This is a genomic window from Clostridium lamae (assembly GCF_033043255.1).
In the GTDB taxonomy this organism is placed as follows: domain Bacteria; phylum Bacillota; class Clostridia; order Clostridiales; family Clostridiaceae; genus Clostridium; species Clostridium lamae.
Map to the genome: position 1 here is coordinate 36,152 of NZ_JASCQJ010000002.1, position 13,562 is coordinate 49,713.

The following is a 13,562-nucleotide window of genomic DNA, read 5'->3' on the forward strand; positions in this document are numbered from 1 at the left end:
TGGATTTCTTTATTATAAGCTAACATTTACAATAAACATATTATCTTTAATTTCAACAGTTAGGTCCCCGCCATGTGCCTCTGTTAAACCTTTTGCAATATCTAACCCAAGACCAGTACCTTCTGTATTTCTTGATATATCGCCTCTTCTAAATCTTTCAATCAGCTTATCTGCATCAATATTTATATCTTTTTCTACCTCGTTAATAAATATAACTCTACTCTTTTTATTTACCTTATTTTCATAATATTCTATTATAATGAAGACTTCCGAAGGCTTATATGAATATTTGATAATATTGGAAATTAAATTCTGATATATTCTGAGAATCTTATTGTAGTCACCTCTAACTACTATTTTCCTTTCATCATTTATATCTACTTCTTTTGAATTAATAAATTGTTTTAAATTAATTGTAAACTGTTCTTCTAAAAGCTTATCCTTAACTTCTAAGAGTGTTTGATTCAAAACTTCTCTTAAATCCACTTCCTTTATATCTAATACAATATCACTTGAATTAGCCATGAGAGATTCTTTTAAATCATCTATTAAAACTTTTATTCTTTTTGCTTTTCTCTCTAATACATCTAAATATTTTAATTTTTCTTCACGACTTAAGCAATCCTTCCCAAGGAAGTCAACATAATTAATAACTGAAGTTAGAGGAGTTCTTAAATCATGAGAAATATTAGTAATTAGATCTACTTTATTTAAGTTTGAAAATGATTCTCTATCCTCCATTTCCTTTGCTAAAGAAATAATATCATAAATTGCTCTATTCATTATGTTGAATTCAATACCATTAAGTAATGCATACTTAAATTTTATTTTATTTAGTAAACTAAATACCTCATTAAAATTTCCATTTTCTAAACTCTTAATAGTTTCATTTAACACTAGATTTAATTTATCTACAATTATTCTATTTTTCATTAAGCTTATAAAAAGATATATTGCAATTATAGTATTTAATATTACAACCCATACTAGTATGGTATTCTTTATATCTATTTCTTTCATTTCTAACTGAAAGATAATTTGATACATAATCATATAAAGAACTACTAAAATAACCACTTTTACAAACCTGTCAAATACTTTAATTTTATAGAAATCTTTTTCATATTCTTCTATATCACTTTTATTATATACTCTACATTTCAAAACTATTTGCATTACCGATATAGCTACTATTATGGAAAATACAATCCAAGTTAGTAAAACTATATACTTTGGACCTTCGGAGGTATAATTAGGTAAAAACTCTCCTCCTGTAGTATTAACTAACTTTTTCACTACAAAATAATTGATTAATACTAAAATCTTCCCTATTATTGTTTCTATAAATACATTTTCATTAATTAACCCTAAGTTTTTTATTTCTTCATCCTTAAGCCAGGTAATCTTCTCCTTTAATATCATCTTATCTAATAACATTAATTCACCACCTTATCTAAAGGTGCTTCTGATAAAGAACTAATATCAAAACTAATAATTACTTTAAATAAATCACCATCTATATTTATTTTAAACTCACCTTTTTGCAATAAAACTAAGTTTTTAGCAATTTCTAAACCTAGTCCAGAAACATCTTCACTTGTGTTTTCATTAATTAAATAAACTAAATCCTTAGGCTCTATATTTAGTTCCTTTCTTGAAGTATTTTTTAATATAATATATATTTTTTTATCTACTCTTTTAACATCTAAATAAGCTCTGGTTTTCTCTAAAGAGTGTTTTGAAATATTGTCAAACAGTATTTCGAATACTCTCCATAGCATTTCCCCGCTAGAATTTATATATATTGCTTCATTAGGAAAACTATTTTTTAAAATTATTGAGTTCTCTAACATTTTATCTTCAATTTCTACTATAGCTTGTTTTAAAAATTCAACTATTTCTATTTCATTAAGTTCTACTTTCATATCACCATTTGCAGTTTTCGAAGCCTCAAATAATTCTTCAACTAGTTTATTTAAGTTATTGGATTTAATCTTCAAAGTATTTATTGTATCAAAACTCTTTTCATCAGTCTCAAGTTTACTTATATTTTCAATAATATCTTCTATAGGTTTATTTAATTTTCTTGTTAAATTATTTATAAGCTCCATATTAACTTTTTCATTTCTTTTAATATTCATTGCAGATTTTTTTGAATTTAAAGATATGTAATTAATCTTCTTTACTAATTCTAAATATTTTTTATCCAAAGGAAAATTAATATCCACACTATTAAACACTTCCCTTTTGATATAAATACTATCCTTTTCCTCTTTTTTAAAGTTTATTATCCACTCTTCAATTTTTCTCCAAATATAAGAAGTCATTTGATTATTCCTTATAAGCTTAGTAAACATTATTATATTTATTATCAATAATATAGAAATAATTAATATTAACCCTCTATGTTCTGGTAATATGCTCATTATTAGAACGCTACTAAATAACATTAAGGAAAGTAAAATATATTTTAATATGTTTATATTATTTTTCAAACTTATATCCCACTCCCCATACTACTTTTATATATCTTGGTTTTTTAGGATCTACTTCTATCTTTTCTCTTATTCTTCTTACGTGAACCATTACTGTATCAGCATTAAAACAAGGTTCATTCCAGACTATTCCATATATTTCCTTTGAAGAAAATACTCTTCCTGGACTACTTAACAGTAAATCTAAAATTCCATATTCTGTTTTAGTTATTTTTACCTCTTTGCCATCCACCTCAAGTAATTTCTTATTTCTATCTAACTTTATTATTCCATAAACTAAAATATCATTTTCTTCTTTTGGATAGTTTCCTAAATCTACATATCTTCTAAGTTGAGATTTAACTCTTGCAATAAGCTCTAAAGGATTAAAAGGTTTAGTTATATAATCATCTGCACCTATGTTAAGCCCTAAAATTTTATCTGTATCTTGTGACTTTGCAGATAAAATTATAATTGGTATATTTTTATCTTCTCTTATATTCATAGTTGTCCTCATTCCATCCATTTTAGGCATCATTAAATCCATTATAACTAAATGTATATCTTCTTTCTTTATTATATTAAGAGCTTCAATTCCGTCATAAGCCTTAATTACATCTATATTTTCATTTTTTAAATATATTTCTATAGCATCAGTTATTTCCTTTTCATCATCCACTACTAAAACCTTATACTTCCCCATAAATATCCACTTCTTCCTCTTTATTAATGTTATATATAAATTATAGCATCTACTCTTTAATAATAATTTAAAATCCTAAAATTAATCTATATACTTTCTAACAAAATTCTTAAAAAAATAAGTAGATAAAAATATATTGCTTGTACTAACTAAAGCTCATAGTCAACACAATATATTTTTTATCTACTTCAAAATTTAATATATTAATTTATAATTATTACTTTTCTTGACTTCCACTAGTAATAAAGTAGTATGGTAAAGCTAAAAATAATACTCCACCGATAAAGTTACCAAGTGAAACTAAAATTATGTTATATGCATATCCTCCTAAAGTTATTGTAGAAGGATCTATTAAGTATCCCATAGCTAAAAAACTCATATTAGCTACACTATGTTCAAATCCTGCTGTTATAAAGGTAAATAAACACCAAAATATCATTAATATCTTTGCAGTTTCTTCTTTTAGTTTATAACACATCCAAACTGCTAAGCATACTAATATGTTACATAATATTCCCTTTATAATTAACTGTCCTGCTGGAGCATTTACCTTAGCTAAAGCATTACTTACAATAAATTCTCCTATGTATTCACTCTTTCCACTTGTTAAACCTGCACCAACGAATAGAACTGCTCCAAGTATTCCGCCTAATATATTTCCAATCCAACTTGCGAACCATATCTTAATTGCATCTATCCATGTTACTGTTTTTTCTAAAGCTCCCATAGTCATAATCATGGCATTACTAGTAAATAAATCTCCACCTGCCATTAGAACTAAACTAAGAGCGACACCAAAAGATGCTCCCATTAAAATTTTATAAGTATCAACACCATTATGATGCATTATTCCACCTATTGAATAAATTAACATAATACCTAAACTTACAAATAGACTACCAAGCATTGCACTTATAATATATCTTGCTTTGCTCCTTTTTAATAAATTTCTTTTAACTTCTGCTGAATGGGCTAAACTATGAATTTCTTTACTGTACATAATGCTCTCCTCTTATCGTTAATCTTAATAACCTTTACCATAAGTAACTTCTATTTATACTTAAAATATTTTACAATGAAAAGCAAAGTTTTGCAAACAAAACTTCGCTCTTACTTACCTATTAATATTATTATCTATTAATTCAATATAAAAATTTCTTATTTCATCATATTCTAACAAAGATTTCTCACTAGATTCTACTGTTATATTGTTTTCCTGAAATAGTGACTTCCAAGAATTTTTATTACCAAAAATATCTTTTACTATATGATTTCCTGGAAGCATTAGTATAGGTGCCATTATAGTCTCATTTATCTTATTATCTATAAGAGCATTTACTACATCTTCCCTTTTATTTTCACCATCCAAAGTTCCTATAAAAACACTTTTGAAACCTCTTTCTAGAAAAGTATTTTTTAATAAGTTATATCCTTCTGTGTCCATAACCTTTGATCCATGACCTACTAATACTAAATTTTTGGACTTATTTAAATCTTCTTCCATGGAATCAACTATTAAGTTACATCCTTCCATTAGTCGCCCTTCATTCTCCCCCATAATAACCCTACCTAAGGTTATTTTTGAAAATGAATAATCGTATTCTTCTATAGTTTTTACTATTGATAAGTACTCACTACCTTCTATTATGTGTAGAGGTTGAATATATACCTCCTTATATCTGTCATTACTTAAATTAAATAATACTTCTTCTAACCTAGGAACTGATTTACCGTATTTAGTAAACAAAATATTAGATATCATACTAGATGTAAATGCCTTACACACATGATATTTTCCATTAAAACTTTCTCTTATTTTATTTTCAAAGTCTTCTAATATTTTTAATCCTTCTAAATTAGCTGTTCCAAAAGAAACAATTACAATTGCTTTTGCCATATGACACTCTCTCTTCTATTATTTTTTAAAATTTTTGAAAGCCTCTAAGAACCTATTAATATGTTCTTCCGTATGGGTAACACTTAAAAATAATGCTTCATACTGTGATGGTGGTATATTAATTCCACTTTCTATCATATGTTTAAAGTATTTTATAAATATCTCTTCATTACAAGTTTTAACATCAGCATATGTTTTAACTTCTTTTAAATCTGTAAAGAAAATAGTAAACATTCCACCATACCTATTCACAATTATTGGAATTTCTTTTTCCTTTGCTATTTCAGTTACTCCATCTTCTAGTAGCTTACCTAAGTAATTAATTTTCTCATAATACTCTTTATTATTATTTTTTAACTTATTTAATGTTGCAAGTCCAGCAGCCATAACTATTGGATTTCCTGACATAGTTCCTGCCTGATACACTTCTCCTACCGGTGATAAACTTTCCATTATTTGCTTTTTACCACCATATGCGCCACAAGGAAGACCCCCTCCTATTATCTTTGCATATGTTACTAAATCAGGCTTCACATTGAATAACTTTTGTGCTCCTTCATATGATACTCTAAATCCACTCATTACTTCATCAAATATTAATAAAGCCCCATGTTTATCACAAAGTTCCCTTAAAAGATTCATGAAATCATCTTCTGCTTTAATTACTCCCATATTACCTGCAACTGGCTCTATAATAACTCCTGCTATATCATCACCATATTCCCTAAATAAAGCTTTTATGCTTTCTTTATCATTATAAACTGCAATTAAAGTATTTTTTATACTATCTTCTGGCACACCTAATGAACCTGGTATCCCATTAGTTAATACTCCTGATCCTGCTTCTACTAAAAAGCCATCAAAATGTCCATGATAACATCCAGCAAATTTTATTATTTTATCTTTTTTAGTATAGCCTCTAGCGAGCTTTATTGCACTCATTGTTGCTTCTGTTCCTGAATTAACCATTCTTACCATCTCAATGTTTTCTAAGTTTTTACATAAAAATTTAGCCATAATAAGTTCTAGCTCTGTAGGAGCTCCAAAAGCTATAGCTGATTCAGAAATCTCTTTAATAGAAGTTACAACCTCTTTATCACAATGACCTAATATCATAGGTCCCCATGCTAATACAAAATCAAGATATTCCTTTCCTTCTTCATCTACTATTATTGCACCTTTACCACTTTTTATAATAGGTGGTGTCATTCCAGTATTTTTATAAGATCTAACTGGGGAGTTAACTCCCCCTGGCATATACTTTTTAGACTCATGGAATATTACTTCATTTCTCATAGCTTAATTATTCTCCTTTAACCATCTTACTGCATCTAAAGCAAAGTATGTAATTATTATATCTGCTCCAGCCCTCTTCATTGAAAGAAGCATTTCCAATGCTACAGATTTTTCATTTATTAAACCTGCTTCGGCTGCTGCTTTAACCATAGCAAATTCTCCACTAACATTATAAGCACAAATAGGTACATTCACCTTTTCTTTTGCCCTTCTTATAATATCCAAATAAGACATAGCTGGTTTAACCATAATTATATCCGCACCTTCATTAATATCCCATTCTATTTCTTTTATAGCTTCTTCTGAATTTGCTGGGTCCATTTGATAAGTTTTTCTATCTCCAAATTGAGGTGCAGAATGAGCTGCTTCTCTAAAAGGTCCATAAAAAGCTGAAGAATATTTAGCTGCATAACTCATAATAGCTACATTTTCATAATGATTTTTATCTAAAACTTCTCTTATATATCCTATTCTGCCATCCATCATATCAGAAGGAGCTACCATATTTGCACCAGCATTTGCATAAGACAAAGATATCTTTCCTAGTATTTCAAGAGTTTTATCGTTATCTACTTCGTTTCCATTTAATATTCCACAATGGCCATGGCTAGTATATTGACACATACAAACATCCGCAATTATGTATAAATCTTTAGAAATTTCTCTCATTTTTCTTATTGCTTGTTGCACAATGCCATTATCATTATAGCTTTCTGAGCCACAATCATCCTTATGATTTGGGACTCCGAAAAGAATTATTCCTCTAATATTATTTTGAGTAACTTCGTTAATTATTTCTGGAAGCCTATCTAAGGACCAATGATAATTGCCTTTCATAGACGATATTTCTTCTTTTTTATTATTTCCTTCAACAACAAAAATTGGGAAAATAAAATCATTTGAACTTAATATATTTTCTCTTACTAAATCTCTAATTGCTGAGGTTGCTCTTAATCTTCTTCCCCTTTTAATCATTTTATTCACCTTTGCTTTCTTTATTTGCTTTATATATATCTACTATCTCATCTAAGAAACCATCCTCTGAATGTTTTCTGCAAGTATAGGCGTCTACTCCATTTTCTTTTAATGATTTAAAAGTTTGAGGTCCAATAGCTATATTATATTTTTCTTTAATTTTATCTACTCCAAATAAAGCTATCATATTATTAACTGTACTTGGACTAGTATATAAAATATAATCAACCTCTTCAAATGCTCTTGCATTTTTTACTGTACCACAAACTGTATTATATGTATGAATTCTGTCTACATTTAAACCTAAGTTTTCAATCTCATCTTTCAGATAGCTTCTGCTTTCTGAGGAACATGGAATTAATACTTCTTCTTCCTTTAATAAATATGGCTTTAATTCTTTTAATAATCCTTCTCCAACGAACTCTCTTCCCATAATAAAGGCTTGAATTCCTCTTTTCTCAAGGGCTTTTCTAGTAGCTTTACCCACTACAGAAAATTTAGCTTTTAAGGATCTTATGTCTATCTTATTTTCTATTATGTAATCAAAGAATATATTTACTCCATTAACTGATGTTAAAATAATATGATCATAATGACAAAGCTTCTCTTCTACTACCTTCAAATTCTCTTTTGTTGATTGAATTTTTATAGAATTTACTTCTGTTACTTCGGCCCCTAATTCTCTTAACTTCTTTTTTAAATTGGAAGATTGCTCTCTTGACCTTGTAACACAAACATTTAATCCAAATAGAGGCTTCTTTTCATACCAATTAAGTTTATCACTTAAAGTTACTACCTCTCCCATAACTATAATACATGGAGATTGTAATTTAGCTTCTTTAACTTTTTCTTCTATATCTATTAATGTTCCAGCTACTTTTTTTTGTTTAGATGAAGTTCCCCTCATCACGACAGCTACATTAGTATTCTCATTTTTACCATTAGCTATTAAATTTTTTATTATTTCATTAAGATTATTAAGTCCCATCATAAATACTAAGGTTCCTTTTTCCTTTGCAACAGCTTCCCAATTTATAGTCTGCACTCCAGCAGTCATACCTGTAATTATATGAAAACTCTGAGCCATTCCTCTTTGAGTAATTGGAATACCTGCATAATTTAAAACAGCTATAGGTGAAGTTACACCTGGAATAACTTCAAATTCTATGTTTTCATCTATTAAGGCCAATACTTCCTCTCCACCTCTTCCAAAAACATATGGATCTCCACCTTTTATCCTTCCAACTATATGACCTTTCTTAGCTAATTTAATCAAAGACTCATTAATCTCTTCTTGAGTTTTATAATGAGCCCCTGGTTCTTTCCCACAATAATATATTTCACAAGTATCACTTAAGTAATTTAATATATTATTTGAAACTAATCTATCATATAGTACTGCTGTACATTTTTTTAAAGAATCTACTGCTTTTAAAGTTAGTAAATTCTCATCCCCTGGTCCAGTACCAATAATATAAACCTTACTCATTTTGTTATCCTTTCATTATTTCCTTTGCTAATTTAGTACCTATTTCAATGTGGTTTTCTTTATTACCTAAGATATCTTTCTTTATTATTCTTCCATCACCTAAATCATAAGTACCTATCATATATAAATCTTTACCCTTAATTTCAGAATATACACCTATAACAGTATGACATCCTCCATTTAATTCCTTCATAAAACTTCTTTCTGCTTCCAAAGCTATTCTTACTTCAGTATTATCTAATTTTTTTAAATAAGAATTAAATTCTCCATTTTCAAGTGCTTCTATACCTAAAGCTCCTTGCCCTATGGCTGGTAAGAATATTTTAGGATCAAAGTAATCTGTAATATAACTTTCCATGTTCAATCTTTTTAATCCAGCAGCAGCTAAAATAATACCGTCCATATTTTCATTTTCCATCTTTTGAAGTCTTGTTTGAACATTTCCTCTTATAGGAACTATTTTTAAATCTTTTCTTAGATTTCTAAGCATTGCAGCTCTTCTAATGCTACTAGTGCCTATAACTGCCCCCTCTTTTAAATCTTCAAAATGAATATTGTTTCTTGATACAAAAACATCTCTTATATCTTCTCTTTCTGGAATTGCAATAAGCTTAAAACCATTAGGTAACTCAAATGGAACATCCTTCATACTATGAACTGCTGCATGTGCTTCTTTATTTAAAAGCGCATATTCTATTTCCTTTACAAATAATCCTTTCCCTCCTATTTTATCTAAAGTTACATCTAATCTCCTATCTCCTTCAGTTACAACTAATAGCTTTTTTGAATTTATATTATTTTTCTCCTTAATAAGCTCTATTACTCTGTCAGCTTGAACTTGAGCCAATTTACTTTTTCTAGTTGCAATTATTATCTCCATAAAAATATCTCCTATAAATTCCTATATATTTCATTTAAAACTTCTTTTCCAAAAAACATCTCTAAAACTATTTTATCTTTTTTCTTTTCATAAATATATTTAAAGTCTTCACTACATACAAAGTTAATAATATCTTTTTTCTTTTCAACTATACCCTTAGCTGACTTTCTAATTAAAGATGAATAGCCAACAAATTCATCATATTCTCTTAAAGTATCAATTACTTTTTCCGCTATCATTAATGATCCTTTTGGATTTCCATAATTAGTGTTAACAGCAAAGCTTATATTATTTAAATTTCTCTGTACAGGCACTATTGCCATGCTCTCTAAATAATCTTCTACATATACGTATATTTTATAGGCTTCTTCACAATCTTCTTTTATTCTTTGATTTAAGAACGTATCATTAGTTGCTATTACAATTATATGTTTATCTTTTATAAAATCTTTATAATAACTATTTTTTATAAGTTTAATATTATCTAATTTCTTAAACTCTTCTATAAAATCTATGGATAATACTTCTACATTACAATTTTTAGATAAGAAATTTTTACTTTTTATGTATCCAACCTTACCTCCACCTATTACCCCAATATTAGTCTTTCTAGAAATCAAGGAAAGATAAGTATAGTCTATATTTTCTTTAGGAATATCTTCTCTAATATTTTTACACATTCTTTTCCTTTCCCCTTTAATTGCTCTTCCTTCAAAACTTCTATGGCTCTATTGACGTAGTAATCTGAAGTGCTTTTTATAAGCATTTCAGCAATTTCCTTATCTTTTTCATCTCTGCATTTATTCTGCAATGTTTTTTGTCTCTCTTTAATCACTCTAGAACTATTATTTTTTATATCCTTTATTATGGTAGATACTTCTCTTAAATTTTTCCATTCAAAATAATTATCTATATATTCTTTAATTATATTCTTAAACTCTAACATTCTTTCTTTTCTCAAGTTCTTATTTTCATCATCTATAGAACTTATTTCATCTATGTCATAAAGCTTTACTCTAGTATATTCCTTAATTCTTTCATCTATATCTCTAGGCATAGCTAAATCAAATATAATGATTTCTTTACCTATTTCATTAATATGCTTCTTTTCTATAACTAAATGTGGTGCCGATGTACATGATATAACACAATCCATATCATTTACTATTTTTCTAGCATCTTCATATGTCATAACTTTTACTCTTTTATCATCTATACCTATAACCTTATCTATATTTCTAACTACAAGATTTAAAACTTCTATATCATTTGAAAGTGCATACTTTACTACAAGACTTCCAACTTCACCATATCCAATAACCATTAATTTTCTTGCATTATTTTTAATTGCTTCATTTACTGAAATTGATGCAGATGATACTGGTATTTCATATAATTTTCCTTCTGTCCTAAACTTTTTACCACACGTAATAGCTTCTTGGAATAATCTTTGTAATTCATAGTCTATAGATTCAACTTCCATTGATAAAGAATATGCATCTTTTATTTGACCTAGTATTTGATCTTCCCCTAATATTTTAGAGTGGAAACCACAAACTACCTCCATTAGGTGTCTTACTGTATCTGCTTCTTCTAAATAAAAGCAATTTTCTTTAAGAGCAATATCCCAATCTAATATTTCAAAAATCTTATATATACTCTCTTCACCTAATAATGAGCCATTATAATAAATTTCTGTTCTATTACATGTACTTAAAATGACTACTTCATCAAAGTAATCAAGTAATTTTCTTGTATATTCTTTTCTCTTTTTGGGAGCTAAAGTTAGCTTTTCTCTTATTTCTACTCCAGTATTCTTCTTAATTCCTAAAAGCTGAATCATAATTTTACTCCTAAACTTAATATAATTATGTCTTTTTATTATATTACCCTTATTATACTCCTATTAATTATAATTTTCATTTTATTGATTCTAACAAATTTATATTATTTTTAGCTAATATATAAGACCGCTATTTAATTATAGCGGTCTTAAAACTACATATACTTATTTTACATATTTAACATCATAATTGTCTAATAGGTAATTTAAATTTTATTTATAGGTATTTACTTATATTAGTATCTTATACCACTCCAATAAATATTATCTTTAAGTATAGCCTTATCTGAAAGTTCAACTCCATCAAGAGCCCATTTTTTAAATTCCATAAAACCAGTTCTATCTACTATATATCCAATATGCTCCTTTCCACCTGGTGCATCTTTAGCTATATATTCTGTAACGTATTTGTAGGTATTTAAAATAATTTTGATTATACTTTCTTCATCAACCCATACTATAAAATCTTCTGCTAATCTAGGATTTTTCTTTCCTGTTCTACCCATAATAGCTAATCTATAATATTTTTCTTTGCTTCTTGTCCATGCTCCAGTTGGGCAATTAATTACACATTCTCCACAACCTATGCACTTGCTATGATTTCTAACTGGTCTATAGTTTTCTGCATGTAAAGCTCCAGTTGACTTTTTAGTGCATGCCTTAACACAAGCTCCACAAGATACACATTTATCCTTATCAAATTGAGGTTCAGTCATTCCTATAATACCAAAGTCATGCATTCTTGATTTAATACAATCATTAGGGCAACCTGTTAATGCTATTTTGAAATGTAAATCATTTGGAAAGATTGCTTTTTCAATTTTTTTTGCAAAATTAGTAGTATTATAATTTGCAAACGGACAAACTTTATTTCCTATACAAGCTGATACATTTCTTGTTCCTGCTGCTGTATATCCCTTACCTGGAACTTCTTGATTTATTTCTAATCCTTCAATTATAGGTTGAAGGAGAATGTTAACCTCTGCAATATCTTCCATATCTATCCCTGGAATTTCAAAACCTTGTCTTGTAGTTAAATGAACTGTTCCATCACCATATTTATCTGCAATTTCTTGAATTAATCCTAAGTATTCTGCCTTTAAGAATCCACCTGGAACTCTTATTCTAGAAGCTGTTATCCCTCTTCTTTTAGTAACTCTAAAGGCGTTCTTTTTCAGCTTTTTAGTATTGATATCCATAGTGTCTCCTCCTAATCTATTAATTCTTTTCCTTTTGTATAGTTAAATACAGGACCATCTAAACAAATATAAGTATCGTCTATTTTACAGTGACCACATTTACCTATTCCACAACACATTTTTCTTTCTTGTGAAATCCATATATTTTCTTCTTTAATTCCAAGCTTTAAGAATTCTAAAACTGTAAATTTCATCATCATAGGTGGCCCTACAACAACTACTTGTACATTTTCCATATCTTTAATTTCAAGTTCTGGTACATATTTAGTTACAAGTCCAACTTTTCCTTCATACCCTTCTTCAGCACCATCAACTGTTAATATAAGATTTATATTTTTCTCCCATTCCTTTATATCCTCTTTAAAAAGAATATCTTTAGGAGATTTAAATCCTGATATTAAAGTGAAGTTCTTGCAATCTTGAGTATTGTTTGAGAAATAATCTACTATTCCCTTAACTGGTGAAAGTCCTGTTCCTCCAGCTACTACTATAACTTCTTTATCTTTATAATTATTTATATCAAAGCCATTTCCATAAGGTCCTCTTAAGAATAGCTTGTCACCAACGTAGTTATTAAAGATTTCATCTGTTACCTTTCCAACTCTTCTTATTGTTAAGTCAACATAGTTCTCACCTATTCCACTTACTGATATAGGTGCTTCCCCATACTTTGGTAGTGATACTTCAAAGAATTGACCTGGCTTAACATCACCTTTAAATTCCATTCTGAAAGTATATTCAATTTCTGTATGCTTAATAACTTCTAATATTTCTGAAATAAATGGTATATATTCATTTTTAATCAT

Annotated in this window: 13 protein-coding genes; all 13 read right to left on the bottom strand. The window is 28.0% G+C overall.

Translation table 11 applies throughout. The features are described from left to right. Positions 1-12 precede the first annotated feature (12 nt). The gene (locus QK892_RS01260) at positions 13-1,437 is read right to left on the bottom strand and encodes a sensor histidine kinase (protein WP_317271704.1); all 1,425 of its coding nucleotides are present in this window, start codon (positions 1,435-1,437) and stop codon (positions 13-15) included. After that, positions 1,437-2,495 (bottom strand): sensor histidine kinase, encoded by a 1,059-nt coding sequence (locus QK892_RS01265; protein ID WP_317271705.1) that lies wholly within the window; start codon positions 2,493-2,495, stop codon positions 1,437-1,439. Before QK892_RS01265 ends, QK892_RS01260 begins: the two co-directional genes overlap by 1 nt. Then, complete coding sequence (locus QK892_RS01270; protein ID WP_317271706.1) at positions 2,485-3,177, bottom strand: response regulator transcription factor; 693 nt, start codon at positions 3,175-3,177, stop codon at positions 2,485-2,487. Before QK892_RS01270 ends, QK892_RS01265 begins: the two co-directional genes overlap by 11 nt. Positions 3,178-3,394: 217 nt before the next feature. Further along, complete coding sequence (locus tag QK892_RS01275; RefSeq protein ID WP_317271707.1) at positions 3,395-4,177, bottom strand: formate/nitrite transporter family protein; 783 nt, start codon at positions 4,175-4,177, stop codon at positions 3,395-3,397. A gap of 114 nt (positions 4,178-4,291) precedes the next feature. Next, the gene (locus tag QK892_RS01280) at positions 4,292-5,074 is read right to left on the bottom strand and encodes a sirohydrochlorin cobaltochelatase (RefSeq protein ID WP_317271708.1); all 783 of its coding nucleotides are present in this window, start codon (positions 5,072-5,074) and stop codon (positions 4,292-4,294) included. 18 nt (positions 5,075-5,092) lie between these two features. Further along, positions 5,093-6,370 carry a glutamate-1-semialdehyde 2,1-aminomutase gene (gene hemL, locus QK892_RS01285; protein WP_317271709.1) on the bottom strand — a complete coding sequence of 426 codons (1,278 nt, stop codon included), beginning with the start codon at positions 6,368-6,370 and terminating at the stop codon, positions 5,093-5,095. Positions 6,371-6,373: 3 nt separating this feature from the next. Continuing rightward, positions 6,374-7,345, bottom strand: coding sequence for a porphobilinogen synthase (gene hemB / locus QK892_RS01290; protein WP_317271710.1), 972 nt, complete (start codon positions 7,343-7,345; stop codon positions 6,374-6,376). Position 7,346: 1 nt separating this feature from the next. After that, positions 7,347-8,834 (bottom strand): uroporphyrinogen-III C-methyltransferase, encoded by a 1,488-nt coding sequence (gene cobA / locus QK892_RS01295; protein ID WP_317271711.1) that lies wholly within the window; start codon positions 8,832-8,834, stop codon positions 7,347-7,349. Positions 8,835-8,838: 4 nt separating this feature from the next. Beyond that, positions 8,839-9,714 (bottom strand): hydroxymethylbilane synthase, encoded by an 876-nt coding sequence (gene hemC / locus QK892_RS01300; protein ID WP_317271712.1) that lies wholly within the window; start codon positions 9,712-9,714, stop codon positions 8,839-8,841. 11 nt (positions 9,715-9,725) lie between these two features. After that, complete coding sequence (locus QK892_RS01305; protein ID WP_317271713.1) at positions 9,726-10,394, bottom strand: NAD(P)-dependent oxidoreductase; 669 nt, start codon at positions 10,392-10,394, stop codon at positions 9,726-9,728. Further along, on the bottom strand, positions 10,352-11,557 hold the full coding sequence (gene hemA, locus QK892_RS01310; RefSeq protein ID WP_317271714.1) for a glutamyl-tRNA reductase: 1,206 nt from the start codon (positions 11,555-11,557) through the stop codon (positions 10,352-10,354). The genes QK892_RS01305 and hemA overlap by 43 nt, the downstream gene beginning before the upstream one ends. Positions 11,558-11,793: 236 nt before the next feature. Continuing rightward, a complete protein-coding gene (gene asrC / locus QK892_RS01315; RefSeq protein WP_317271715.1) occupies positions 11,794-12,756 on the bottom strand; it encodes a sulfite reductase subunit C in 963 nt (320 codons plus the stop codon). 11 nt (positions 12,757-12,767) lie between these two features. Continuing rightward, positions 12,768-13,562, bottom strand: coding sequence for an anaerobic sulfite reductase subunit AsrB (gene asrB, locus QK892_RS01320; RefSeq protein WP_317271716.1), 795 nt, complete (start codon positions 13,560-13,562; stop codon positions 12,768-12,770).